The organism is Vibrio sp. 1069 (assembly GCF_033340555.1).
Genome location: NZ_JAWOWP010000003.1, coordinates 371,868 through 398,003 on the forward strand (window position 1 = coordinate 371,868; position 26,136 = coordinate 398,003).

The 26,136-nt window shown below is 44.8% G+C and carries 27 protein-coding genes; 13 read left to right on the forward strand and 14 right to left on the reverse strand.

Features of this window, described 5'->3' with window-relative positions; genetic code table 11:
- Positions 1-11 precede the first annotated feature (11 nt).
- Complete coding sequence (locus R7040_RS07685) at positions 12-806, reverse strand: DUF4344 domain-containing metallopeptidase (RefSeq protein ID WP_025768728.1); 795 nt, start codon at positions 804-806, stop codon at positions 12-14.
- Positions 807-1,668: 862 nt separating this feature from the next.
- Between R7040_RS07685 and gltS (R7040_RS07690) the strand changes: the two genes are divergently transcribed.
- On the forward strand, positions 1,669-2,904 hold the full coding sequence (gene gltS / locus R7040_RS07690; protein WP_025768730.1) for a sodium/glutamate symporter: 1,236 nt from the start codon (positions 1,669-1,671) through the stop codon (positions 2,902-2,904).
- 99 nt (positions 2,905-3,003) lie between these two features.
- On the opposite strand, the gene R7040_RS07695 is transcribed toward gltS (R7040_RS07690), so the two are convergent.
- From R7040_RS07695 to R7040_RS07705, 3 genes are read right to left on the reverse strand one after another with little or no spacing between them, the layout of a single operon-like run.
- Positions 3,004-3,834 carry a hypothetical protein gene (locus tag R7040_RS07695; protein WP_318095544.1) on the reverse strand — a complete coding sequence of 277 codons (831 nt, stop codon included), beginning with the start codon at positions 3,832-3,834 and terminating at the stop codon, positions 3,004-3,006.
- Positions 3,834-4,691 carry an ABC transporter ATP-binding protein gene (locus R7040_RS07700; RefSeq protein ID WP_005383221.1) on the reverse strand — a complete coding sequence of 286 codons (858 nt, stop codon included), beginning with the start codon at positions 4,689-4,691 and terminating at the stop codon, positions 3,834-3,836. Before R7040_RS07700 ends, R7040_RS07695 begins: the two co-directional genes overlap by 1 nt.
- Positions 4,688-5,059 (reverse strand): GntR family transcriptional regulator, encoded by a 372-nt coding sequence (locus tag R7040_RS07705; RefSeq protein ID WP_005374444.1) that lies wholly within the window; start codon positions 5,057-5,059, stop codon positions 4,688-4,690. Before R7040_RS07705 ends, R7040_RS07700 begins: the two co-directional genes overlap by 4 nt.
- 413 nt (positions 5,060-5,472) lie before the next feature.
- Here R7040_RS07705 and gltS (R7040_RS07710) point away from each other — a divergent pair, with 413 nt between their 5' ends.
- Together gltS (R7040_RS07710) and R7040_RS07715 are read left to right on the forward strand one after the other, a co-directional pair.
- Positions 5,473-6,699, forward strand: a complete 1,227-nt coding sequence (gene gltS, locus R7040_RS07710; RefSeq protein WP_005374443.1) for a sodium/glutamate symporter — start codon at positions 5,473-5,475, stop codon at positions 6,697-6,699.
- A 154-nt stretch (positions 6,700-6,853) separates the two neighbouring features.
- Complete coding sequence (locus tag R7040_RS07715; RefSeq protein ID WP_005374442.1) at positions 6,854-7,720, forward strand: hypothetical protein; 867 nt, start codon at positions 6,854-6,856, stop codon at positions 7,718-7,720.
- 90 nt (positions 7,721-7,810) lie between these two features.
- Here the strand turns inward: R7040_RS07715 and nagB are convergent, their stop codons facing one another.
- The gene (nagB, locus tag R7040_RS07720) at positions 7,811-8,611 is read right to left on the reverse strand and encodes a glucosamine-6-phosphate deaminase (protein ID WP_005374441.1); all 801 of its coding nucleotides are present in this window, start codon (positions 8,609-8,611) and stop codon (positions 7,811-7,813) included.
- A 374-nt stretch (positions 8,612-8,985) separates the two neighbouring features.
- Between nagB and R7040_RS07725 the strand changes: the two genes are divergently transcribed.
- Positions 8,986-9,237, forward strand: coding sequence for a DUF3081 domain-containing protein (locus R7040_RS07725; protein ID WP_005374440.1), 252 nt, complete (start codon positions 8,986-8,988; stop codon positions 9,235-9,237).
- Between the two features lie 147 nt (positions 9,238-9,384).
- On the opposite strand, the gene R7040_RS07730 is transcribed toward R7040_RS07725, so the two are convergent.
- The gene (locus R7040_RS07730) at positions 9,385-9,738 is read right to left on the reverse strand and encodes a DUF413 domain-containing protein (protein ID WP_005374439.1); all 354 of its coding nucleotides are present in this window, start codon (positions 9,736-9,738) and stop codon (positions 9,385-9,387) included.
- Positions 9,739-9,887: 149 nt separating this feature from the next.
- Between R7040_RS07730 and R7040_RS07735 the strand changes: the two genes are divergently transcribed.
- Positions 9,888-10,781, forward strand: coding sequence for a LysR family transcriptional regulator (locus R7040_RS07735; RefSeq protein WP_005374436.1), 894 nt, complete (start codon positions 9,888-9,890; stop codon positions 10,779-10,781).
- A gap of 81 nt (positions 10,782-10,862) precedes the next feature.
- Here the strand turns inward: R7040_RS07735 and R7040_RS07740 are convergent, their stop codons facing one another.
- From R7040_RS07740 to R7040_RS07750, 3 genes are all read right to left on the reverse strand, one after another.
- A complete protein-coding gene (locus R7040_RS07740) occupies positions 10,863-11,558 on the reverse strand; it encodes a pirin family protein (RefSeq protein WP_017821043.1) in 696 nt (231 codons plus the stop codon).
- 9 nt (positions 11,559-11,567) lie between these two features.
- Entirely contained in the window at positions 11,568-12,011 is a 444-nt protein-coding gene (locus R7040_RS07745) for a DoxX family protein (RefSeq protein WP_005374434.1), read from the reverse strand.
- A gap of 325 nt (positions 12,012-12,336) precedes the next feature.
- Complete coding sequence (locus R7040_RS07750; RefSeq protein WP_017633816.1) at positions 12,337-12,540, reverse strand: hypothetical protein; 204 nt, start codon at positions 12,538-12,540, stop codon at positions 12,337-12,339.
- A gap of 194 nt (positions 12,541-12,734) precedes the next feature.
- Here R7040_RS07750 and R7040_RS07755 point away from each other — a divergent pair, with 194 nt between their 5' ends.
- From R7040_RS07755 to R7040_RS07765, 3 genes are all read left to right on the forward strand, one after another.
- Positions 12,735-14,102, forward strand: coding sequence for an AlkA N-terminal domain-containing protein (locus R7040_RS07755; RefSeq protein ID WP_031780807.1), 1,368 nt, complete (start codon positions 12,735-12,737; stop codon positions 14,100-14,102).
- Positions 14,099-14,581 (forward strand): methylated-DNA--[protein]-cysteine S-methyltransferase, encoded by a 483-nt coding sequence (locus R7040_RS07760; protein WP_064354446.1) that lies wholly within the window; start codon positions 14,099-14,101, stop codon positions 14,579-14,581. The genes R7040_RS07755 and R7040_RS07760 overlap by 4 nt, the downstream gene beginning before the upstream one ends.
- 100 nt (positions 14,582-14,681) lie before the next feature.
- Positions 14,682-15,500 carry a hypothetical protein gene (locus tag R7040_RS07765; protein ID WP_017633819.1) on the forward strand — a complete coding sequence of 273 codons (819 nt, stop codon included), beginning with the start codon at positions 14,682-14,684 and terminating at the stop codon, positions 15,498-15,500.
- A gap of 71 nt (positions 15,501-15,571) precedes the next feature.
- Here the strand turns inward: R7040_RS07765 and R7040_RS07770 are convergent, their stop codons facing one another.
- On the reverse strand, positions 15,572-16,180 hold the full coding sequence (locus R7040_RS07770; RefSeq protein ID WP_005374427.1) for a YitT family protein: 609 nt from the start codon (positions 16,178-16,180) through the stop codon (positions 15,572-15,574).
- Between the two features lie 201 nt (positions 16,181-16,381).
- On the opposite strand from R7040_RS07770, the gene R7040_RS07775 reads away from it, so the two are divergent.
- A complete protein-coding gene (locus R7040_RS07775; RefSeq protein ID WP_017821038.1) occupies positions 16,382-16,777 on the forward strand; it encodes a GFA family protein in 396 nt (131 codons plus the stop codon).
- A gap of 37 nt (positions 16,778-16,814) precedes the next feature.
- On the opposite strand, the gene nhaD is transcribed toward R7040_RS07775, so the two are convergent.
- Both nhaD and R7040_RS07785 read right to left on the reverse strand, forming a co-directional pair.
- Positions 16,815-18,245 carry a sodium:proton antiporter NhaD gene (gene nhaD, locus R7040_RS07780; protein WP_005383238.1) on the reverse strand — a complete coding sequence of 477 codons (1,431 nt, stop codon included), beginning with the start codon at positions 18,243-18,245 and terminating at the stop codon, positions 16,815-16,817.
- Between the two features lie 420 nt (positions 18,246-18,665).
- A complete protein-coding gene (locus R7040_RS07785) occupies positions 18,666-19,691 on the reverse strand; it encodes an acyltransferase (RefSeq protein ID WP_213967956.1) in 1,026 nt (341 codons plus the stop codon).
- A gap of 250 nt (positions 19,692-19,941) precedes the next feature.
- Between R7040_RS07785 and R7040_RS07790 the strand changes: the two genes are divergently transcribed.
- Complete coding sequence (locus R7040_RS07790) at positions 19,942-20,532, forward strand: TetR/AcrR family transcriptional regulator (RefSeq protein ID WP_005374416.1); 591 nt, start codon at positions 19,942-19,944, stop codon at positions 20,530-20,532.
- 128 nt (positions 20,533-20,660) lie between these two features.
- Positions 20,661-21,518, forward strand: a complete 858-nt coding sequence (locus tag R7040_RS07795; RefSeq protein WP_064354448.1) for an alpha/beta hydrolase — start codon at positions 20,661-20,663, stop codon at positions 21,516-21,518.
- A 168-nt stretch (positions 21,519-21,686) separates the two neighbouring features.
- On the opposite strand, the gene R7040_RS07800 is transcribed toward R7040_RS07795, so the two are convergent.
- Complete coding sequence (locus R7040_RS07800; RefSeq protein ID WP_064354449.1) at positions 21,687-24,233, reverse strand: glycosyl hydrolase family 18 protein; 2,547 nt, start codon at positions 24,231-24,233, stop codon at positions 21,687-21,689.
- A gap of 369 nt (positions 24,234-24,602) precedes the next feature.
- The gene (locus R7040_RS07805) at positions 24,603-25,106 is read right to left on the reverse strand and encodes a DUF2850 domain-containing protein (RefSeq protein ID WP_005374408.1); all 504 of its coding nucleotides are present in this window, start codon (positions 25,104-25,106) and stop codon (positions 24,603-24,605) included.
- 328 nt (positions 25,107-25,434) lie between these two features.
- Here R7040_RS07805 and R7040_RS07810 point away from each other — a divergent pair, with 328 nt between their 5' ends.
- The gene (locus R7040_RS07810; RefSeq protein ID WP_005383244.1) at positions 25,435-25,719 is read left to right on the forward strand and encodes a pyrimidine/purine nucleoside phosphorylase; all 285 of its coding nucleotides are present in this window, start codon (positions 25,435-25,437) and stop codon (positions 25,717-25,719) included.
- A 132-nt stretch (positions 25,720-25,851) separates the two neighbouring features.
- Positions 25,852-26,133 (forward strand): hypothetical protein, encoded by a 282-nt coding sequence (locus R7040_RS07815; RefSeq protein ID WP_005374405.1) that lies wholly within the window; start codon positions 25,852-25,854, stop codon positions 26,131-26,133.
- Positions 26,134-26,136 lie beyond the last annotated feature (3 nt).

Sequence of the window (26,136 nt, forward strand, 5' to 3'; positions counted from 1 at the left end):
TTTGAGATTTTCTAATCGCTTTTACGTGGCGAATTTTCTTTTGGTTCATTGTTTTGCAAGTAATGCAGCCAATTGTCGCGAATGTTGCCGTAATTGAATTGGCAGAACTCTTTGCGATCACGCAGGTAGTCTTTTTCTACTTCATCGAGTAAGGCTTTGTATTGCTCAGGATCACTACCGTACACCAGACATAACGTTGAAAAGTAACGCTGCAAATCAAAGCTGTGTTCGTCAATGTACTCGCCAAAATCGTAGTAGTCCGGTCTGTCGTCGGATTCGAATGCGAACATGTCGGCGGCGCTAATGGCCATATCTGCGCCATCTTCTAGGAAGTCAATCATTAAAATAGTGGCAAAATTATCGACCGCATCTTCTTCTTTTCCGAGAACAGGGATGCTTTGATCTTCGATGTAAGCATGTCCAGCTTCATGAAGTAAAGTGTGCAATAACGTATCTAGCGCCCCTGTTTTTGGGGATTTTCCGAAGCGTTCTTCATACTGATTATTGGAGAAGTAATTGAGCGACTCCAAATAAAAAGTGTAAGGAACGTATATTGTGTGTGTATCAGGATCATACATTGGACCATCTTCTCCGCCGTAAACCAGCGTGAGAGCTTTATCAAATGGAAAGTAGGCCTGAGACAGCTCAACAAAGATGGTGTTTACATCGCTGCTTTGAATCGATTGTTGGGCGATTTTTTCATGAGTTGTCTCTATGGGAGAATATTGAATACGAATGTTTTCAGCTGCTGTAGCTGATGAGACGACGCTGAGTAATAGCGCAGGGCAAAGAGAATGAATGTTCATGTGGGACTCTTGTTATTGAATAACTTGTATAAAAAATTATACATGTTTTTGTCTGATGCATAGTTGGGGTTGTACTCATCAGCCAAAGTCGGGGCATCGGTCTCGAAAAGCAATCATGATAACATCGCATATTTCGGCTGCTTGGTTCTCTAGGGCGTTTATCAAGACCTCTTGGATAAGAACGGCGGTGAAGTTATTGGCTATGCATCGTTTTCTAAGAAGCTTACTGAGTAACTGTGCTTCGATCTTTATCTGTGAAAATGATAATAGGCAGTTAATCATTGCAAGGTTTAACCATGGGGTTGGTGAATGTCACTGAATTGAAGAAAATTATCAGCGATATGTTATAATCCTGCTCCGTTGTGACGAAAACGTTTGTTGCAGCCTAAGAGTTTCCTTGGATTCGGCTCGTTTATACACCATGAGCCAGAGTTGAAAAGCTACGACAGGAACAGGCAAACCCAATTGTTTTGAACGCGCTCTCGGCGTTTAGCGGTTACAACGGGAAGGAACTTTGTTTGATAGTAATTGACACATTCTGTTTAAGTAAGGGAGCCCGAAGTGGTTCAGAAAGTGTCACCCAGAATTTACTCACAACACAACACCCCAAGCGATAACGCACAGGTATTGCGAGGGGCCATTTGAAGGAGCTGTATCAGCTCCTTTCACATTTAAGGGCTTGCTAACAGCGTAAAAACTGACACATCGCTTAAGGAGCGCCCCTTAAACTAGCCTAAGGCGCATCTACACCAACTTTTTGAGTATTTTCGAAACAATAAAGCGAGAAAATTTGCTATTGAACGAAGGTTAAACTAACACTCATTCATTACGGAGAATGAAGAGAACAATAATAAGAGGCGATATGAATCATTTAATATCTGTAGGTGCACTGGAGTCCTTCTTGGTCGCAATCAGTGTGCTTTTCCTGGGGCATTTTATTAATGCTAAGCTACCGATTTTAAAGAAATTCAACATACCTGAGCCGATTGTAGGTGGTCTTATTGTAGCCTGCATGATTACTGCTCTTCATTTCAACGGCATCGACTTAGAATTCGACTTGCCATTACAAAATACGTTTATGTTAATGTTTTTTGCGACAGTTGGTTTGGCCGCAAATTACACTCAGTTGATGAAAGGAGGTGCGAAGGTTTTTATCTTCTTAGCTGTCGCATCGTTTTACATCATCATACAAAACGGCGTTGGCGTTTCACTTGCGGCGGCGCTCGGTTTAGATCCTTTGATGGGGTTAATTGCTGGCTCGATTACTCTGTCAGGTGGTCATGGTACAGGTGCTGCGTGGTCACAAACCTTTCAAGACGTGTATGGATTGGATAACGTCTTAGAAATTGCAATGGCATCAGCGACTTTTGGTTTGATCATCGGCGGTATCATTGGTAGCCCTGTAGCGCAGCGTCTGGTGGAAAAGAACAACATAGAGTCTGAGTATGGTCGTGGTGGTCGAGATGCCAAAACTCACGAGAAATTCCCGGAGTTGGTGACTTACAATGAATACGAAGAAGATAAAGTAACGGCGAAAAAAGTGGTGGAGAAACTCTTCTTCCTACTGATCTGTGTTACTGGGGCCAAGTATGTCGAGCAATGGGTAAGCACGTATGAAATCTCATGGCTGATGATTCCAGACTTCGTATATGCGCTATTCATTGGTGTGATCATTACGAATTTCTTGGAAGTGACCAAGATTCGTAAGTTAGATGCCGAAACGGTCGATATGTTAGGTACGGTATCGCTATCTCTGTTCTTAGCGATGGCTCTGATGAGCTTGAAGTTATGGAATATCTTCGATCTAGCGATTCCATTCTTGGTTATTTTAGCTGTGCAGTCTGTCGTCTTAGCAATCTTTACGTACTATGTTACGTTCAAAGTGATGGGAAGCAACTACGATGCTGCTGTTATTGCAGGGGGGCACTGCGGTTTTGGCTTGGGGGCAACCCCAACAGCCGTAATGAACATGGGTTCGATCGTTAACCGATTTGGCCCGTCGCCACAAGCATTTATGGTGGTGCCAATTGTGGGCGCTTTCTTTATCGACATCGTCAACTTAATTATCTTGCAAGGCTACATTTCATTCCTTGGTTAAAGTTAAGTGGATGAGCTCCTAGAGGCGAAATAAAACGGTCACAACACTGGTTGTGACCGTTTTTTTATGACTTGGTTTGGTCGTTTATTGAACGAAGCATTATTGGATAGTTCGGCTGAACTTGAGGCTAGCTGTCCAACCAAGAATACCAATGAAGGCGTAAATGCCAACGTTTAACCAACCCGCTTGAGGAATGGCATTGAATGGGTTTGGTGTAATAATGGCGTGCAGCGGAAGGTAAAGCACTTCGGAGAAAAACTGATCTAGCCCGTAGAAACCAAAAAGTGCGATAGGCATCCAACGCAGCGCATAAATGGCGATAAACAAAATGACCAGTGGTGAGTTCACTTTTTGTGAAATAGCCATCGCAGTTAATGCCAGCGGTAACAGCAGAATACCGGCGAACAACATTCTGATTAAAAACTCTCCCCAATGCAGCAGCACGTAACCTAACGAGGCTTGGCGGTACAATAAAGCCAATTGGTGATCAGTAGAGATGTTCAGCAACCACAACATTGAATTTGCAGCGAGTACGAGCACCGAGCAGACAAGCGGAATCACCAATAAGCCAAATCCTAGCTTCACTAAATGGGCTTTTATGTCACTGACAGGCATACTGCGCCAAAACATAATGCTGCCTTCCGCCCGTTCTTTGCGTAGCGTTCTTGGGAAGTACTGAACGGCTAACAAGATAGACAGCAGCCCTGCTCCTCCGGTAATCAACATATTGACATCATCACCAAGCTCTTTGTGAATGTCACTGATATCGCCACCAAAGCTCATTTGGAAAAACATATTGTGTTGTAGAGTGTCGTTACTCATTAAACTCACAAAGAGAATAACTCCACACGCCAACACAAACAGTGGAATACGTAAAACAAGAGGGTTTTCTAACCACTCTTTTTGCAACATCGCGACAACTGAACGCATTACGCTGCCTCCTTCTGCAATGCTAAAAATAAATCCGCTAATTTCACCCCATGGATGGAGCCCATTGTTTCTGCTTGTTGGGCATACTGGGCTTTGAGTAACCATTTCGTTGAACCGAGGCCTTTTTGTGACGAGAGTGGGTTCATCGCTTCAATTTGTGTGCGGTGCTCGTCGTTGGCTTCAAGAATGAAATAGTCTTCACTGATACTGTCCATCGAGGTTTGCAGAACGGGGCGACCATGCTTAAGAATCAGAACATCTGTCAGCAAGTGCTCAATCTCTGATACTTCATGACTGGCGATGATCAACACGCGCTCGCCGTCGTGAAACCATTCCAATAAGTGACGATAAAACGTCTCGCGATACACGAGATCTAACCCGAGTGTCGGTTCATCCAATATGAGGATTTGGGTGTTGGTCGCGATCACAATCGCGAGGTGTAATTGCACCTTCATCCCTTTGGATAAAGATTTGATACGCGCACGAGGTTTGATGTCCGTTTGACGAAGTAGCGTATCTGCTTGGGCGCGATTGAACCCTGGGTGCACGCCCTCGGTATAGTTAAGCAGTTGAGCAACGGTCATCCAATCTGGCAGAACGTTGACATCCGAGATGTAGGATAAGCTCTGCATTATCTTGTCGCGTTGCATAATGGGTTCAAATCCGTTGATACGAATAGTGCCCTGATATTCATGTGCACCGAGTAGGGCATTAATAAGCGTTGATTTACCTGCGCCATTATGGCCGAGTAAGCCAAGTACTTGTCCTGCATGTAGGTCGAAACTCACTTCATGCAGTGCTTCTCCTTGTTGCTGATATTGCTTGGAGACGTTGTTTACACTGACTAATGCGCTCATTGGTCACCTTTCAAGTGTGGTTTTAGTTGTTGAATGAATTCGTCGAGTGACATATCCAGACGCTGTATTGTGTCGGCTATCTGCGGAATTTGTTGCTGAAGAAAACGTGCCTTCTCGTCTGCGAGTAATTTGAGCTTTGCTCCTGAAGCGACAAACATACCTTGACCGCGTTTTTTCTCCACTAGCCCGTCATCAACAAGCAATTGATAGCCTTTCATAACGGTGAGGTGGTTAATTTTCATATCTGCAGAGATGCTACGGACGGAGGGCAGAGCATCGCCTTCTTGCCAGACACCTTGCAGTATTTGCTGCGTGATCTGGTCTGCCAACTGTCGAAATATCGGTTGGCGATCATGCCAATTAGTCATGAGTGAATCTCTTGGTTGAGATGGTGTTATATATATGTATAACACCTAGTGCGTTAGAGAGAAAGTAATAATTTAAAACCTAGTGTATCCGCCTGTCTCATTCGCTCTAAATATCCACCTATGTGGTCGTTGTTTTGAGGTTTTGTTTTATATGGAAATTAATTGCTTCTCATAAGTTGAGAAGTGTTGTTTTTCTCTTCCCATCAATACACTTATCGCCTGTTCTAAATAAATATTCTCACTGAATGATAATTAGCATAATTTTAGGTCTGCCTATTTCTTACTTGATGAGAATCAATGGTCAAAGAGGCCTAGAAAACAAAAGTTTCGAGAGGCAATCTGACTGGCTTAGGCACCTATCTCACGTTGAGCGCGTGCTCAATGAATGAGAAAGAGTAGAGTAAAGAGGTCTCATGAATCAGGTAATATCTATCGGCCCACAGGAGTCGTTCCTTGTCGCAATTTGCGTGTTGTTTTTAGGGCAGTTCATCAATACCAAGTTACCAACCTTAAAAAAATTTAATATTCCAGAGCCAATTGTTGGTGGTCTAGTGGTCGCTTGCGTAATCACGACGATGCACTTAAACGGTGTGGATGTATCCTTTGATTTACCACTGCAAAACGTTTTTATGCTGATGTTTTTTGCAACCGTTGGCTTAGCGGCAAATTACACCCAACTGATTAAAGGCGGTGCGAAGGTTTTCATCTTCCTAGTTGTGGCATCGGTCTACATTCTTATCCAAAATGCGGTCGGCGTGTCCTTAGCAACAGCGTTGGGGTTAGATCCACTCATGGGGTTGATCGCCGGATCCATTACGCTTTCTGGCGGACATGGAACTGGAGCTGCGTGGTCGCAAACTTTTCAAGAAATGTATGGTTTGCATAATGTTCTAGAGGTGGCAATGGCTTCTGCTACATTTGGCTTGGTGATGGGCGGGATTATTGGCAGCCCTGTTGCACAAAAGCTACTAAACAAACACAACTTGGAATCGGAATACGGACGCACCAATCAAAGTCATCAGAGTTTCCCTGAACTGGTGACGTACAACGAACATGAGGAAGATCGCGTCACAGCGAAAAGAGTCGTTGAAAGCTTGTCCATCATTCTACTTTGCGTGACAGGCGCGAAGTATCTGGAGAGTTGGGTAAGCAGTTTTGACATCAAGTGGTTAATGATTCCCGATTTTGTGTATGCGCTGTTTATTGGTGTTGTTATCACTAACATCATGGAAGTGACGAAGGCGCGCAAGGTTGATTTAGAAACCGTTGATATTCTTGGCACGGTTGCACTATCTCTATTTCTTGCCATGGCCTTGATGAGTTTGAAATTGTGGAATATTTTCGATCTTGCGATCCCATTCCTTATTATTCTTGCTATTCAGTCGGCAGTGTTGGCGATGTTCACTTACTACGTAACATTCCGCATGATGGGAGGCAACTACGATGCGGCGGTGATCGCTAGCGGACACTGCGGTTTTGGGTTAGGTGCTACACCGACTGCGGTCATGAATATGGGCTCCATCGTGAGTCGATATGGTCCATCACCACAAGCATTTATGGTGGTTCCAATTGTCGGTGCATTCTTCATCGACATTGTGAATTTAGTGATTTTGCAAGGATGCATCGCTTTTATTCGATAACATTCGCTTTTTTACCGAAATAACAAAGCCAGCACCTATACGCTGGCTTTGCTATTTGTAACACGAAATCTTGTTTGCCTGACTTCAAGCCGTGAAATCAATGCGTTACTATGACGACATAGTGTTCAATTTTGCAGCAGCATGAGGTACCCACATGTCTGAAAAAATATCGACGTCGGCATTAGCGAAAATGCGCAAGGTAGAAGCTAAGCTGCTGTTTGCCGATCTCAAACGTGCAGGCTACATCGTTCGCCAAGATGAAAAGTGGATTTTGACCGAAGAAGGGGCAAAGTTTGGCGGTGAGTATGTGGATCACCCTAAATTTGGCCAGTTCATCGTCTGGCCGACCAACTTACATATTGAGCTGACTCCCAGCTCAGGGAAAACATTGAGCGCGACACAACTGGGTGAAAAGCTGAAATTGAATGCGAAGCGCATGAACCAGCTTTTGAGTGAACTGGGTTGGTTGACCAAATCCGAAGAGGGATGGAGTGTCACAGAAGCTGGTGTGCGCGCTGGTGGGCAGCAAAGAACCGATAAAGAAACACAAAATACCTTTGTCGTATGGCACGATGTGGTGCTGCGTAACAAGCGTCTTAAGCAGTCTGTCATTGAGTTTTTGGGGCAAGACGCGGAGTCACATTCTACGGATAAATCGTACTCAAGCTTTCGCCAAAAATTTGAAGCCAAGCACCGAACATTAGATGGGCATTACGTGCGCTCTAAGGGGGAGTTGCTCATCGACAACTGGCTGTACTTGGCTGGTGTTGTGCACGCTTATGAGCGTCAGTTGCCGATTGACCAAGATGTCACTAGCGATTTTTACTTGCCAGGTGGCAAAGTCTATTTGCAATTTTGGGGAAGTGACGATGGGGAGATGGCTCAGGCCGACCGTGAGACCATTCGTACTGTTTATGAGCAGCATCATTTCAATCTTATCGAAGTCGAACCGAGTGAACTAGACAAGTTGGATGAAGTGCTTCCTAAGCGTCTTCGTCAGTTTGGTATTAAAGCTTATTGACGACTTAAGCCCGCTGTTCAGATAAGAAAAAACCCGTGTTCAACACGGGTTTTGTATTTTTAGTGTGTTTCTAGGCTGCCATCCTATGGGTTAAAAGCCTTTGATGTTTTCTGCTTCTAGCTCAGAGAAGTACTTCACTGTCTTCACTTTCAGTTCTTGTTGAGCTGGTTCGTCGCATACGATCACCGCTTTAGGGTGAAGTTGAAGAGCAGAAACTGTCCATAGGTGGTTTACACAACCTTCCACGGCTGCTTCAAGTGCCTGAGCTTTGTTATGGCCAGTGACCAAGATCATTACTTCTTCTGAGTCTAGAAGCGTACCAACACCGATAGTCAGCGCGTATTTAGGCACTTGATTGATATCGCCGTCAAAGAAGCGAGAGTTCGCAATGCGAGTGTCTTCAGTGAGGGTCTTGATGCGAGTACGAGAAGAAAGAGATGACGCTGGCTCGTTGAACGCGATGTGACCGTCGTTACCCACGCCGCCCATGAACAGGTTGATCTTGCCGTAAGACTTAATTTTGTCTTCGTAACGCTTACATTCTGCGTCGTGATCGTCTGTGTTACCGTTCAGTAGGTTGATGTTTTCTTCTTGAATATCAATGTGATTAAAGAAGTTGTTGTACATGAACGAGCGGTAAGATTCTGGGTGATCCGCAGGGATGCCAATGTACTCATCCATGTTAAAAGTCACGACGTTTTTGAAGCTGACTTCGCCGGCTTGGTAAAGCTCGATTAGGGCTTTGTAGGTTGCTAGAGGAGTGCCACCAGTTGGTAGACCCAGAACGAATGGACGCTCAGCAGTAGGTTTAAAGTCGTTGATACGCTTAGCGATATGCGCAGCTGCCCACTTACCTACTTGTGCTGCTCGAGTTAACGGGATAAGTCTCATTTTGTGCCCCTAGTTATTGGAATTGACGATGTACTGAAACATTAATTCGCATTATAAAATAAGTAATGGCGAACTGCTATTGTTTTAGGTCAAAATTTTGCTTTTTCTTTAACCAATGTTGGTTTTGTCGACGATTTTTATATCTAAATGCTTTTATAAGACGATTTTTTACAAAGAAATTGCATTATGAAACTGACGAATCAATAGATAAAATTTATGATCTAAATTAAGTTCTGCCTTCGCACTTAACCTTGTTTTTTAACAACCTACAGAGTGCGAAATCGCACACGAACTTCAAATATTATGGGTTAGATATGGCATGGCGCTCATTCTTTAACCATAATTGAAATGTGTAAACCAGTGAGGAATTCGGTATGAAAAATGAGTTAGATCCGAGCAAAGTACTACAGGCTTACGAATGTGTGATGAACAACGGTACGCCAACCGAATTTGGTAAAATGTATGAAGGTGTAGAAGCGTTTTCTGACTACGATGGGTACAACGTTTTCTTAAGAGGGAATGGTGTTGAGCTAAAAATTGGCTTCCACAACACCTATCACTTGGAATATGACCAAGAGCATTTGAAAGAGAGCTTTCTGAAAAAGATTGCGACGCTCGCCAAGTAAACGGTCATCACCCAAATATTAAAAAAGCCCTTGGGAGAATGCCCCCTTGGGCTTTAGGAGAAGAAATGAGCTTGTCTTGCTCGCTCAGTAAAGTCAAACGAGCTTTCGCCTACTGCTAGAAAAAGGCGAGAACTAGGTTATTGGTTATTAATCGTCTTCAACCAAACTCTCTTCAATGTATTCTTCTGTGGCGTCAGGCTTGTTACGACCATTTAGCGTATGGAAGCGCTTGCGACCACGAGCAAGTTGGGTGTACTTTAGCCACGTACGCTCAAGTTTTGTTTTTGCTTTGCCCGGGTTTTCTAACACCTTGATGAAGTGTTTCTCTTCGCTGTTTTCAGGTGTTAATTCGCCTGACTCTAAGCCAAGCATTGTATCCCCATAAATTGTTAGGATTTCCTCTTCTGAAAGAGTAAAATCGCCAGACTTTGCAAAGCCGCGTGGGAATTTTACGTTATCGTAAAAACGTTTTTTGCCATGACGGAATTCAGTGTCAGACATGTCAACAGCCTCTGTAACCGTTATTGATGAATGTAGTGAACTTACGGCGAAAATTAGGCTTAAATCTAACAAAAGAAAAACAAAACTTTTTTGTCGTCATGATTTTAATTAGTTGTTAATCTGGTTTTATATTAACCAGGAGATGGTTTATGGATGTAAAAGTCTTTCGAACATTTTTAGAGCTGGCAAGAGTTCGTCACTTCGGACGTGCTGCTGAGAACCTTTATATTACCCAAGCCGCTGTGAGCGCACGTATCAAACAATTGGAAAGTTACTTCGATACGCAATTGTTTATTCGTGATCGAAATAACATAAAGTTGACCTCTGCAGGTGAGCGCTTAATCAGCTATGCCGAGGTAATGGTCACTACATTGCAACAAGCGAAGCTAGAATTATCGCTTGAAGATGGCAAAGCGCTGCAACTAACGTTAGGTGGCACGCCAAACATTTGGGACGCTTATTTACAGAATTGTTTAAGTGTCGTCACAGATTCGTTTGGTGGTTATGGCTTCATGGCAGAAGTGATGGGACGTGAGATGCTCAGTCGTAGCTTGCTAGAGCGCACGTTAGATATGGCATTTGCGTTCGATCAGATCAAAGCTGATGAGCTTAACTGTAAAAAAGTGGCAGATGTTGTTCTCGTTCTGGTATCAACTGAGAAAGATTCTTTAGACACCGTTTTCGAAAACAAATATGTGTACGTTGACTGGGGGACGCGTTTCTCCTCAGAGCATTCTGAACGTCACCCTAAGATTCCGGCTCCATATTTACGCACTTCAACAGCGCGTATCGCATTGGACTTTATTTTAGAGAAGGGTGGAGCCGCGTACTTACCAATCTCTCTCGTGGAGCCATTTATCGCTAATGGGCAGCTTCACAAGGTGTCTGGAGTAGAAGATTGGTGTCGCCCTATCTATTTGAGCTATCGTAAAGCTAGCTCGTCTGTAGACGCGATTAAGCAAGTGGAAGAAATTGTCAAAGAGATCGATCCACTGACCGCTTACAGTTTTCAGCAAATTGGTTCTGGCACTTCCGACGAATAGCGTTGAATGAAAAGTCAGAAAAACGAAAAAGCCGCCTTGAGAAATCAAGGCGGCTTTGTTTTTATCTCGATGAATCGATAGTTATGGTAAGTCAAACAACAGGGCTGTTGTGCTTTCGTTTGATGTATTGCGCAAAACAACCTTACTCTGGTGTTCAACCTTCGCGCCGTCGCCAGCCGTCAAAGTGGTATTGTCGACACTAAGGCTCCCAGTCACTTGATGGATGAATAGATTTCGGCCCGACTCAATCTCAAAGTTTAGTTCGCTACTTGGCTCAAGAATTAACTGATGCAAAGTCGCATCTTGCTTAATAAGTAGCGTGCCGTTTTCTCCAGTTGGAGTTGCGATAGTCGTTAACCCAGGATTGCGACCAAAATCTTTTTGCTGATAACCTGGTTTGGTTCCAAATGTGTTCGGTTGAATCCAAATCTGTAGAAACCGCAGCGTATCTTGGTTCGATGCATTGTACTCACTGTGGTAAATCCCTTTCCCTGCCGACATGAGTTGGAATTCACCTGCAGGTAGTGTTTTGACGTTACCTTCACTGTCTTTGTGTGCGATAACACCTTCCAACACATAGCTGATGATCTCCATATCACGGTGGCCATGTGTATCAAAACCCGCGCCAGGCTTGACTACATCGTCATTAATGACTCTCAGCTCAGAAAAGCCCATATGTTGAGGATCGTAGTAGCTACCAAAAGAAAACGTATGTTTGCTATCAAGCCAGCCAAAGTTTGCTCGACCTCGGTCTGCTGCATGTCTTACCGTAATCATAAGGCCTCCTTAAGAGAGCTTTTTGTTTAAGAAGTTATCTAACGCTGCTTTACCTGCGCCAGAGAACGCCAGAGAAACGCTTGCTGCCAGTAATGCTAAGCCAAACTCGTAACCGTTGTTTGCCATGAACAGGCCATTTTCAAAGTGGACAGAGAATATCGCTACCACCATCGTGAACGCCAAAGCAACCGCTGCTGGTCGAGTTAGCAGACCAAGTAAAATGAACAAGCCGCCAAAGAACTCTGCGCTGCCCGCAAGTAACGCCATGAGCACGCCAGGACCTAAACCGATAGATGCCATCCACTGACCTGTGCCTTCTAGCCCGTAGCCACCAAACCAGCCAAATAGTTTTTGTGCGCCGTGCGCCATAAAGATAATGCCGATTGGAACGCGAAGTGATAGTGCGCTGTAACCTGCGTTTGATGTGGTAATTTTCTGTAATAGTGCTTTCATGATTCTGTCCTCTGACTCTTTTCAATGAGTGGGAAGCGTGTGCTCCCGTGCTGTTGAGAACAGTTTAGGTAGAGGCGAATATAAAAATAACGGGAGGGTTTTGATAAACTCGTTCTAAAAAATTGAATATTTGGTTTTTATTTATTTAAATCAATGTCTTGATTTTTATATTCGAGTGTTTATTTGCCGATTATTGTCTGTTTTAAATCAAGGTCTGTCATTATTTTCGATAAACATTTTTGCTGTTAAACAAAAAAAGAGCACATGTACTGTGCTCTATTGCTTTCGCTTTTAACAAGGGAGAAAGGTGCGTTAAAGAAAACCGTCAGAGGTTCATTAAGCTCTCTAATGACTCCTCTACATTGTTGTAGTGATAAGTTCGAATATTACGTCCATCCGTCGCATTAATCTGAATTTCTGAGATCTCGTTATCTGAGTCTCGTTCGATAATTCCAATAGAATGATCTACGGATTTACTGGTAATAACCTTTTGGTTTCTTAATACAATTACGCAAGTATGTAAGTCCATGCCAATTCCCTTTAGCCGACGTTGTTGTGATGTTCTGGATCTAACTTTAGTGTACAAAAACGCTAATGCCAATAAATCTCAATATTGAGTTCCGAAAATGGCTAATTGTGGGCGCTTAAGCAAGCTACAATAACACTATATTGAACGATGCCTATGAACAATAAATGACAAAAGGCATGAGCAAGGAAAGCACTATGTTTATTCACCCCCATACCTCACTGACCTTCGAGCAGTGTCACAAGGCGCGAGTCGCGCGAGACAGTCGTTTTGATGGGCGATTTTATGTGGCGGTAAAAACAACGGGAATCTTTTGTCGTCCGATTTGCCCGGCAAATTTGCCTAAAGAAGAAAATGTTGAGTATTTCGCTGATAAGACGCAAGCCCTTCAAGCAGGGTACCGTCCGTGTTTACGTTGTCGACCTGACAGCGCGCCTGGATCTTGGGCATGGAAAGGTGTCGAGACGACCTTTCAACGAGCGATTTCGTTAATTGATAGAGGGGAGTTGCATCACCATTCGGTGTCTGAGTTGGCTGAGCGTGTTGGGATTTCTGACCGTTACTTACGTATGTTGTTTGAGCAGTATCTAGGTATGTCACCCAAGCAGTATGCGCAATATCAGCAACTAATGTTCGCCAAACAGTTGCTTCACTCCAGCTCTATGTCGGTCACCGACGTGGGGTTTGCGTCAGGTTTTAACAGTACGCGCCGCTTTAACGATGCTTTTCAAAAGTTTCTCAAACTAACGCCTTCTCAAGTACGCCGTAAAGAGTTTGATGGTGCGGGTTGCAATCGAATTGCCTTACCTTATCGAGGTGAGTTGAATTGGTCGCACATGTTGGACTTCTATCGTTTGCGAGCGGTTGAGGGGGTTGAGCTGGTGAGTGATGAGAGTTATCAGCGCAACGTTTTTTTGGATGACAGCAAAGCCTGGTTTAAAGCGACAAAAGGTGAAGGATACTTAGAACTGGCGTTTGAAATTGAAGACGTAACGAAGCTGCAAAATTTGGTGTCTGACATTCGTCGTATGTTCGATCTTGACGCTGATATTTGTACTGTTGAGCAGCATTTGGAGTATGTCGCGCCTGGGCTCGTGTCGAGTAAAGGTATTCGTATTCCTGGTGTATGGAATGCATGGGAAGCAGGGGCTAGAGCGATTTTAGGCCAGCAAGTGTCGGTTAAAGCTGCGATTGGTCAACTTAACTTATTGGTGGCCACACTTAGTGGTGAGTCAGAAAAACGTTTTTTCCCGACTCCCAGTGATATTGCGAACGCCGACGTGAGCTTTTTGCGCATGCCGCAAAGCCGTAAAGAGACGCTAGTGCGCTTCGCCCAGTTTATGCAGGACAACTCAGAAGCTGACCCCCAGCAGTGGCTAGCTTTGAAAGGCATTGGACCTTGGACCGTCAGTTATGCTCAACTGCGAGGGCAATCTCAACCCGATTGCTTTCTAGATAAAGACTTAGTGGTGAAAAAGGCGATGCAGCGTTACCCATCACTGAATACGCACACTGCGGCCCCTTGGGGAAGCTACGCGACGTTTCACTTATGGAATCAATCATGAAAACATTTTATACCGAAATGCCGAGTCCACTAGGAACGGTGACTATCCAATCGAACGCTGAGGGCTTACTTGGCATTTGGTTTGAAACATGCACCACTAAGCCGAGTGAGCTGGGGGGGCGAGACGAGCAGCATCCGGTCTTGCGCCAAGCTGTCACCCAACTGGATGAATACTTTGCTGGTCTGCGCAACGAATTCGATTTGCCCCTTGCAGCGACAGGCACTGATTTTCAAAATCAAGTTTGGCAGGCACTAACGACCATTCCATATGGGGAAACGTGGAGCTATCAAGATCTCGCGAATGCGATAGGTAACCCTAAAGCTGTGCGTGCTGTTGGGTTAGCAAACGGGAAGAATCCGATTTCTATCGTGGTGCCTTGTCATCGCGTTATTGGCAAAAGCGGAAAACTGACTGGGTATGCAGGTGGAGTGGAGCGCAAGCAACGTTTGCTCGCGTTGGAGCAAGGTACACTGCTTTAAGTGAGGCGATTCTCGTATTGGGATTAAGCGTGCTACACAGGGGTAACGATAGTGTAGAGTTTCATAATCGTTATACGAATAGAAGAAGGACAATAAGGACATGCCTTTCAAAACGGATTTTGATGCCTTCATGAGTGAGTGTTGGCAGCATCACGAGGAAAATCCCGAACAAGTTTATGCTAAGCTAGAAACGGCTCTGAGCGAGGTGGAAGACGTTACCCAAATCGAGCGAATATTCGCATTGATGCTGCATACCGCTATTGGGCATCTCCAGTGCCCAGAACAGTTTCTTACTTGTTTAGAGCACTTTGATGAACGCAAGGTTGCCGAGAGTTTGGCATTTCAACGCAGTATTGCCGTTGTGCGCTATTTCGTAGATGGCACTGACAATATGGAATTATTGGAAGAGCAAGAACAACGCCGAGTTTACGCTTTGATTTCGAATGAACTTTCTGCACTTGTTCAGCTTGAACTGGCGAGTCAATGGTTGGTGAAGGCAGCGTTAGGAATGACGCCGAACGATGCAGAAGGGCCATTAGCGCGCGCTATCGCGATCACTGCAAACAACTTAGCATGTCAGTACGAAGCGCTGGCTGAGCGCACGTGCATGGAAAAATCGAAGATGTTAGAAGCAGCGACACTCGCGCTAGACTATTGGAAAGTGGCAGGGGGTTGGATGCAAGAAGAGCGCGCAGAGTATCGCTTAGCGATGAGCTTGCTTAAAGCGGATAAACCGCAAGAAGCCAAAGTGCATGCTGAGCGCTGTGAGGCTATTTGTCAGCAAAATGGTAGCGACGCGTTTGAGCTGTTCCACGCACATGACTTGTTGATGCAAGTACACTTCCATCTTAGCCAGAAATATAAAGCTAAATTGGATGAAGAGATGCAGCAGCACTGCAAAACGAGCTCGTTGACGTGATCTTAGCGTTGAATGAAAAAGCCCCGAGCGACTGGCTGGGGGCTTTAGGGTTGTTGACTATGCAGCGATGATTATGCTGCTTGCGCTTTTGCTTGGTATCGTCCTGGTTTATGGTTCATCGCCAAAATCAAGTTCGTTGCGATGGCACCTAGAACAGATAGAGCGATAAGGTGCACATCTACAATGAACAGTGACATCACCACGATGGCACAATCTAACGCCATTTGAACTTTACCCGCTCGAACTCCAAAACGTTCCTGAAGGTACAACGCTAGAATGTTAAAGCCACCCAAACTCATTTTGTGACGGAAAATTACCAACATACCGATTCCAATCAGCCCACCACCCAAAAGTGCCGCATAGAAAGGTTCGATTCGTGAAATCTCAATCACATGATGCAGATGATCGACCGCAAAAGAGACAATCGAAACTGCAATAAAGGTATTGATAGTGAAGCGCCAACCCATGCGCATCACAGATAAAATATAAAAAGGGAGGTTAAGAGCGAAAAATATCTGACCAAAACTGAAGTCACTCACTTTGGTTAGGAAGATCGCCAAGCCAGCCGTACCGCCAGTGAGCAATCCTACTTTGCTAAAAAATATCACCCCAAGTGACACTAACGCACTGCCGAGCGTCAGAGCCAAGAGGTTCTCTCTTAGGCTATGATCTTTGTCCATAAATTAATTTCCTTGGTTTAAAAACCGCGCCGGAGATAACACGTCTCACGGACGCGATAGACAGTCGCCAAAATAGCAACTAACAAATCGGCCAATAAAATGTCGCGAAAAGTGATGGATGTCGAGTTTTTGGACGAGATTATGATGATATTAACCTGTTTAACATAATGTACACAGATAGAAAAACAACAAGGAAAAGTTATGATTAAGAAAGTTGGCAACACCCAAATCAACACATTACATCGACTGAGTTGTCACTGTGGAAAAGTTGAGTTGGAACTGGCGTTACCCAATGGTATTGAGAAACCGAGACGGTGTGACTGTTCTATGTGTCGACGTCGTGGCGCGATTGTCGCGTCTGTACCTTTGAACGGTATTCGTATTGTGCAAGGCGAAGACGTCTTGAAGCAGTATCAATTTAATACACACACTGCGAAGCACTTTTTCTGTGGCGAGTGCGGTATTTATACGCACCATCAGCGTCGTTCTGACCCGAGTGAGTATGGCTATAATGTCGGCTGCTTAGAGGGCGTCAACCCATATGAGTTGGGAGCGATTGAAGTGATGGATGGCGTTAACCATCCATCCGACCGTTAGGTTACATTGCAAGTTAAGTGACTAATTCTAGGTGTTTTTAAGTAAATAAACCGCTATTCATCCACAAGTGTACCGCAATACTGGCGGCATAACCCAAGGCGATGACGGGAGCCCACTTTAGGTGGCCAAAGAAGGTGTATTGTCCACGCGCGGCTCCCATTAAAGCGACGCCTGCCGCGGAGCCAATGGAAAGCAAACTGCCCCCGACACCTGCGGTTAATGTGACGAGTAGCCAGTTGCCCATCGACATGCTTGGTTCCATGGTCAGTACAGCAAACATAACCGGAATGTTATCGACGATTGCAGATAGGACACCAACCATTACGTTTGCCCAGACTGGGTTCCATTGCGTGTACATGACGTTTGAAACCAGTTCGAGGTAGCCAAGTAAACTTAAACCGCCAACACACATCACAACACCGTAGAAGAACAACAAGGTGTCCCATTCGGCTCGAGACACACGATGAAACACATCAAACGGAACCACTGAGCCTAAGCGCTTCAATGCCTGATCATCGCCATTGGCAATTGCCATAGCTGCTTTTTTTGCGAGTGAGTGTTTAAGAGTTTGACGCAAAAAATATCCGAAAAACTGTAAGTACGCCAAGCCCATCATCATGCCCATAACGGGTGGGAAGTGCAGCATAGCATGGAAAGAGACTGCGGTGGCAATCGTCAAAATGAACAACGCGACAATACGCCTTGCCCCGCGTTTTAGCTCAACGTGTTGGTGAATCGTATTCGGTTTTGTGTTTGGAACAAAAAGTGACATCAAAAATGCGGGAACCAAGTAGTTCACCAATGACGGTACAAACAACGGAATGAACTCAGCAAAGCTGACATGACCGGCCTGCCACACCATCAGGGTTGTAATATCTCCAAATGGGCTGAATGCACCGCCAGCGTTGGCTGCGATAACAATGTTGATACAAGCAAGATTGACGAACTTAGGATTATCACCAGAGACTTTCATCACTACAGCGCACATCAAAAGGGCTGTAGTTAAGTTATCGGCAATCGGTGAAATGACAAAAGCGAGAAACCCCGTCAGCCAGAACAACTTTTTGAATCCAAAACCTTTACCAACCATCCACGCCTGTAAGGCATCGAAGAGTTTGCGTTCTTCCATTGCGTTGATGTAAGTCATCGCCACGAGCAAAAACAGCAGCAACTCGGCATATTCCAACAAGTTGTGTTCTAGTGCGGATTTGGCGATTTCAGGCTGGTTGTGCTGAGCAAAGGTGTAGCCAATCAGAATCCAAATTAACCCTGCAGCGAGCAGCACTGGCTTGGATTTTCTCATTTTCAGATACTCTTCCAACATAACCAGTATGTAAGCGATCGAAAAGATAATCAGAGCCGCGTAACCGACACCAGAATTAACAAGATTCAGTTCATTGGTTGATGCAGCAAAGGTGGCGCTAGAGAACAACAAACAGCAGAAAGCCACAATTGGATAGATTGGCATAGACATTTCTCCTTTGTCTGGTTGGAGAAATATTAGCCACAAATGAATGAGTTAGTTGTGAGAGAGCTCGAATTAACAGTAGGAGTTAGGAAATGATAGTGTGCGCCACTATTTTCTGAGTGACGCAATGCTTGCTGCGCCGAATAAAACCGCAGCGGCATATAAACCGTAAGTTAACCAGTGACTAATCTCTAAAAAAGGAACGAGTCCTTGACCTGCCCACATACAGCCTCCGTTTAATGAGCAATGTTGTAATAGTCGAGCCAATTTAAAGGAAATGAACAATGTTTTTTGTGAGTGAAAGCAAATTCTGAAGGATTAGAAAGTCAAAAATTGGTCAGTGAGAGAGAAATCTCATTTTTAACTGGCTAGCTCTAACCCTTTTGAGTTAAAGCTAGCTATATCTAGAGCTGAATGCATTTAGCGTAGGAGCCATTTTTTCAACGGTGAAGCGTCAATTGCTTTCACAAGCAGTATGGTTGCAACAATCGTTGCAGGATAAATAAACACATCTTTCGCGAGGTGTTGCAGCCCGATAAATCCAGCGACATTCATCATGACAATTATGATAAGCAGATGGCTAACATATATTCCTAACACGCTAGGAGATAGTTTGAAGACCCAAGGCATGTCGCCAAAATGAGGGTGAGCCAAAAGCCACATAAAGACACCTACAGCCCAGATAACGGTACCGAATAGGAAGTCGTGCGAGTTGAAAGCGATGTCATGTTGCATCAGCCAGTAAGCTTCACCAAAATGCAGTGCTATGCCAAGAATAATGCATCGAACCGTATTGTTTCGCGACCACCGCCACTGCGCTTCTCGTGCGAAATAACCCAGAACAACTAGCAACGTGCTGAAAAAAGGCCCGTTACGAGTAAAGAAAGGCGCTGGCAGGTCGGTAATGGTCGCGTAACTGCCAGCAAAGACCCCGTATATGTATAGCAATACTGCAGTTGGCAGTATCAGTTGCACCATATTGATATGCACGAGAAAGGCAATTAACGCTACGGCAATGACCAGAGCCGGAATAAACCACAGATGAACGAGTCCGCCTTCGATGAGTGAATTGATCGGGGTTGACATTAAGTACCCCCAATAACCTTGCCTTTCGGCGAGATACCCAGCCTCAGCGACCGTCTGCCATTGGAATGGCATCAGTAAACTGATCATGCTCCAAATGAGCCAAACCTTCATTAACGGTTTGGCGTAGTTCTTAAGAGTATCGATAGGTGAATGACTCAACTTCGGCTGGATTAGATAACCCGAGATGAGAAAGAATAGCGGAACAGCAAAACGAGCCAGTTGGTTGAGCATATAGCCAACCCATGATATCCCATCCCACTGCCAGTACGTCAGTGCCATCTGGCAATGCAAACCCACAATCGCAAGCATTGCAATGATACGTGCAAACTCTAAGCTGGCTATTTTTTGTTTCTTTGCCATTACATTGTTTACCTAAATAAAAAACTTAGGTGAAAATAGCAGGTTGTTACTGAAGTAATACGTGAAAAAGTCAACAGACTTGCGCTTACATTGAAGCTGTTTTGAAAATTAAGACTTACTTCAAACTTCTTAATTATTAACCTATTAACGCAATCAATACCTGATTCGTGAGTCGAAAATAGCACTGAATAATGGTTAGACCAGTTAACTCGAGATTGCAAAAAAGAACGATCGTGCTAAAAATAAGACTATGCAAAAAGGAAAAGTGACAAAAGAGTTTATTCTGCAGCGGGCTTTTGAGATCGCCAGCGAAGACGGATTAGAAAGTCTTACGATTGGAGAGTTAGCCAAGCAATGCGGTATGTCGAAAAGTGGTCTGTTTGCCCACTTTAATTCGAAGTTGAATTTACAGCTATCGGTGCTTGATCACGCCAATAAAGTGTTCGCTGATCGGGTTATTGAGCCTGCTCGAGAACTCGGGGATGGCAATATCGAGCGTAAAATTCGAGGGTTGCTCGACTCTTGGATGACTTGGAATCACGCATTCCAAGGAAGTTGTATGTTTCTTGACGCTTGGAATGATACGGCAGATAAAGATTGCCCGCTTCAGGCCGGACTGCGTAAATCCATAGACACTTGGCTGAGTTATTTGGAGATCCAAATAGCGAAAGGCAAAGAGAAGCAAGAATTTGCAGCAGACTTAGATACACGCCAAGCAACGTTTGATTTGTACGGTCTCTATTTGAGTGCGCATGTTTTTTACTCAATTAAAGGTGAGCAAGAAAGCTTGCGTCTGTTTTGGCAAGGGATCGACAACTTATTTTCTCGCTGGAAAGGCTAATATCGGTTATTCGCTTCCCAGATTCGTAGACATAAAATCACAAAGAGCGGCTGAGTTCGCTCTTTCTTATCAGTATAAAAAGCACGACCGTTCTATTTTGTGCAAAGCTGATAGTTAAGGACATGATTATGAGTGAAAAAATTTACTTTAATACATCGCAACGTTTCAGTATTAAGCGCAGTTTGGTGAACATTAGTACTCGGTTACACCATACACTGGCCCCGTCACATGCAAAGAAGACCGCGCGCAAGCTTCTTCTGACACCGGCTCGTACGCAACCTAAAAATATTGAGCCTCAAGGGCTTATCAAAGGTGAAATTAAAGGGCATGCAGGCATCATCAAAACCTATACTTTGGGCTCTGGACCTATTTGGGTGCTAACTCATGGTTGGTCTGGAACGGCAAGTCAGTTTTATCCACTGATGGAACATATTGCGTCGAAAGGGTTTACTGCTTTGGCGTACGATCATCCGGCACATGGTGAGAGTGAGGGGCAGTATGGGCACATTCCGGGGTTTGTCAGAGGATTAGAAGATGTGTTGGATACGGTCGAGGATATTGTTGGCCTAGTTGGGCACAGCATGGGCACCGCTTCTGCTCTTGAGTGTAGGCACAGTAAATTAGAAAACAAGCCTTTGCTGCTTATTGCTCCGGTATTAAATTACGTAGAGAACTTATTCGGTAGCATTGCGCGTTCCGGTTACTCGATGAAGCTTTTTAATGCTGTGGTTTCAGAAGTTGAAGACCAATTTAGTTATCCGTTACAGTCCATTGATCCGATGAAGCGTTTGTCTGAGCGTCCGTCTCACGCCATTATTATTCATGATGAGCAAGATAAGTTCACCAAATACAGTGTCTCGGCAAAAGCGGCTGAAGAGATTAAAAACGTTGAGTTAGTGACAACACAAGGTCAGGGGCATGGTCGAGTGATGAAGTGTGAGCAAGTCTTCAGTAGTTTTGACCGTTTGCTCGATAGTGCTTGGTAACCCTTACTTTTACTGATTGATTCGCTCCGTTTTGCGCTAATTCGATTTGAAAGTAACACCTCAGACTTTTTCGTCTCTGGTGTTGCTCTTCTCGTTAAGAGGTTAAATCCAAAAAGGACAGCCGAAGCTGTCCTTTGTTTATTTAGCAGAACGTCTGCAAGGCTGAAATTAGTTACAGTTAGCTACGCCAACTTCTTTCCAAACGCCCCATTCGCCAGATTGGCTAGGATCGTCACCCTGAGTCCACCATTTCGCTTCCCACGTTTTACCTGCGTGAGTCACTTGGTTACCACCTGTGTACACTGCGCTCGCATCCCATGCGTTGTCACAAGTACCAGGGTTCGGATCGGTTGTGTGCTGTGCAACAACCACTGTCGCGCTTGCCGATGAAGACGCTTTACCGTCGCTCACACTTACAGTGAAGCTTAAGCTTGTGTCTTGCGGGTATTCCGCAGCAGTGAACGTGACTTTAGAGCCTTCAACCGTTGCATTCAGACCTTGAGGTAGAGTCCAGTTGAATGTCAGGGTGTCGTTGTCTGCATCGCTAGACGCAGATGCATCTACAACCACAACGTCACCAGCGTTTGCTGTTGCTGGAGCAACAACTTGCGCTACTGGTGCGTTGTTCACTGGGTCAACAACACCTGCTGGTTTCACTGTTACTACAACGAGGTCAGATGCCGTTGCACCTTCGTTATCAGACACCGTCAGCTTGAAAGTTAATTGCTCTTCAACAGTAACTTCTGCTGCATCAAAGCTTGCTTTCGCTGAGTTTGCACCTGTTAGTACCACTGCTGTGCCAGATACTTGTTCCCAAGCGTAGCTTGCGATGGTGCCGTCAGAGTCGTTTGACAGGCTGCCATCTAGAACCACATTTGCAGGACCTGTTACCGATTGATCTGCGCCAGCGGCTGCGGTTGGCTTACGGTTTGGTTGAGGAACCACACCACCAGCCATACCTTCGTGCATCGCGTTTAGAATGTCACCGTTATCCGCGTCAATTTCCCAAGAGAATAGACCAGCAAGACCCAGAGATTTCGCGTAGCTACCTTTTGCTAGCACTGAACGGTGGTCATCAAATGTGATCAACTCGCCCGTAGTACGGTTCCATACCCATGGTGCTTCTGCTTGTGCATCGTAGCCGTACTCGAAGCCGTTAATGCCAGTGTTGTTTGCACCTAACATGAATGACTTAATGCCTTTGTAGTCAATTACGCCATCTTCCCAAACACCTTGTGCTGTGCTGCCCTTCAGTTTACCTGTAGCAGTACCTGTCATTGGGTCGTTTGGATCGGTTAGCGTATCTGGAGTTACGCCTTCCCAGCCACGACCGTACATTGCTGTACCAAGTACTAGCTTGTTCGCAGGAACGCCTTGAGCAAGAAGAAGTTGGATGCCGTTATCTGCTGTGTAAGCAGGACCTTTGTACGGTTCGCCGTTCTCATCAACGCCACTACCGTCACACTGACCAGGACGCATGAATGAACCACAGTAAAGCGCAGTCTGGTGACCAGGAACGTTGTTCCAACCGCCGTAGAAGTCGTAAGTCATTGCGAAGATGTAATCCATGTACTGAACTGCATCTGCGTAGTCTACGTCTTCAATCTTGTCGTAACCGACACCGATAGCGGACGTTAGCTCGTAAGTACGGCCTGTCTCAGCTTCTAATTCATCAAGCATTACGCGCAGTTCACGCATCAGTGCGATGTATGCTGGGCCATCGTTTACAGGGTCGCCCTTATCGGCTGCTGCACCGCCGCCGCCAGGGAATTCCCAGTCGATGTCAACACCGTCGTAGAATTTCCAAGTTTTCAGGAACTTCTTAACTGATGCGACGAATGTGTCACGGTTTTTCTTGTCCACGAAATCGAAGAATGGGTCAGACAGTGTCCAACCACCGATCGATGGGATGATTTTTAGATCAGGGTTACGTTGTTTCAATGCCATTAGCATTGCGTAGTTACCCTTGATAGGCGTGCTGTATTCATGACCAGCTTGTGGGAAGCTCTTCTGATAAGCAGCCCAAGGGTCATGGATAACGACTTCATAATCAGGCACACCTGTACAAGCAGTTTGTAGCGCGTTGAAACTGTTGCCGCCAACAGACTTCACAGACTCATTTGGGCCACAAATTGGGATAAAACCGTAAAGGATGTGAGTCAAGTTGTCGACCGGCATATTATCGACGGTGTAGTCACGGCCATAGATGCCCCATTCAACAAAATACGTACCCATCACGACGCTTGGATCGGTATTGTAGGTTTTGTTGTTTGGATCAACATTCATCGTTAGTGGCTTCAGGTGAGAACCATCGGTATCTGCAATTGTGATTTCAGCTGGTGCGCTTTTCGCACAACCTGTCGCATCACATGCTTCGATTTCCATTTGGTATAAGCCACCTTGGCCGTATTCAAACGAAGCTGTCGTTTGGCTACCAGTGATAGGGCCGCTTGCTACTTTTACACCATCAAAATAGACGTTGTAAGTGTCACCAGGTGTGCCACTCCACTGGTTAAATTTAACAGTGATCTTCGCTTGATCATGGTATTTCACCATGTCGTAGTAGCCTGACGTGGTTTCCATCGCGAGTTCAATTTTAGAAAATTGAAGGTTGTTGGAACCGTACATATCGATACTTGGTGCGGTTGGAGCCGCAACTGCAGCACCTGATAGCGCTAAAGCAACTCCAGCTGCACATAGGTTAAATCGAATCATAACTTCTCTCTCAATCCTTGGATTCATGTTCTACCTAGAACATAGGCTGCTCTTGCACCAGATAAGATGATTGGATTTACTCCACGTGCAAAAGCATCACACTCAGCATTTCAGAGAGTTTTTTTTCGTCAAAAAAAATTAAGACGGTTTTCGAGGCACTTGAGAGAACTTAACTAAAACTCGCACTCTGTTACACAGAAAGTGTCAGACTGAGTCAATAATTTATAAAATCTCAGCAGAAACTAAAATTATTGTTTACTCAGTAACGAGTTGGCTAAATGCGATGAAGGCCTTATTTTGTTGTTTATTAAGGTTTTGTTTCATTGATATAGAAAGAGAATTGAAAGGAAAAATAGCCGTGAAGACGTACTAGTCACGGCTGAAGTGTTCACTCAACGCGGCACGACGTTTAGAGGCTGCGCCGGTTTCTGAGCCCTGAACGGTATGCTCAAATCCTTTACGAATGAATCGCTGATCTGGAATAAGAGGCTCAATACGGCGTATTTGAGGTGAAAGATGAGAGCCCGAGATCTGATACGCGGTCTTTCCTAATCCGGTATTCAACGTGATGACCTTGCCATCGAATTCAAATTCCGTCGTAATAAGTCGATGGTTTCGGTATACCCCATCTTCAGTGAAAACGAGACGTTCTGTTTGGTAGGGTGGCGCGCCAATCTCAATCCATTCGCCGTACACCTTTTCCGGATCAATGTGGTCTTGATAGGAGAGGTGGATTTGATAGCCAAAAAACGTCAACAGACCCATCCCGAAGCAGACAAATGTACTCTTGAGGATTTTGGATTGGTGGCGAGCCAAAAATGAAAGTTTTGGTTCTTGTCGTGCTTTTCGCCTTCGGCGAGTCGAGTCCGTCATAGATCTAATTTTCTCCACTTTTTTAACATGGTGGAAACCTTCCTTTTTAAAAACAAACAATCCCGCCATTGAGACGACGAAACTATGATCTAATGTCCACTTTTACATTCAGATACACATCTTATTGATGGTTTTATTGTTTGCTCACATTCATTACTTCGCAGGTTTTCTTGCTCGGTTTAGGTCGCCTGATTAATCCTCGCGAAAAGAGGTTCTCGCTCAGTAGCAAAGGATGTGCGTTACTACGTTGAGTTTAATGGCTTTCAAAGCTTGAGTAACGGAAAGAAACAAGGTAAAAAAGAGCGGACTTTTGATAAGGAAACCAATAATGAATATTAAGGAAAATAGCTATTTTGCTGGTAGTGTAAAATCACTAGGCTTTAACCAGAAAGATCAGGATGTTAGCGTTGGTGTGATGCTTCCTGGTGAGTACACGTTTGGTACTCAAGCACCAGAGCGTATGACGGTTGTAAAAGGTGCGCTTGTGGTCAAGCGTGTTGGCGAGAGCGATTGGACGACTTATCAAAGTGGTGAGTTTTTTGAAGTGGAAGGTAATTCTTCATTTGAGCTTCAAGTGAAAGAAGCGACTGCGTATTTATGTGAGTACTTCTAGCGTTCATTTGTTGCTCGTCATAAAACCACCTTCGGGTGGTTTTTTCGTCTATGTGCTTCACTTATAACGCATCTTTTTGGTTATTTGGGTATATACTTAATAAAAATGTACCCATCGACCAGGGAGGAAGTGATGGCAGTACAACGCAAGCATTCTGATCTCCCTCCTCGTTACGAGGATAAAGATCTCACCAATGAGCAAAGACAGCGCTTTACCGAAGTTGCCAACGCCGCTCATAAGAGACGTGAATTTTATCGACGTGCTCTAGGAAAGAGCTTAATGGGCAAAATGAAGGGCCGTGCGTTTAAAGATCACCCCACTCGTCAGCAAGACAAGCCGAACAGAACGTTGCAAGTAGTGTGGTTAATCGTATTCCTCGTTGTGGGGCTTTGGGTGATGCATGTGTTCGCTTAGTCA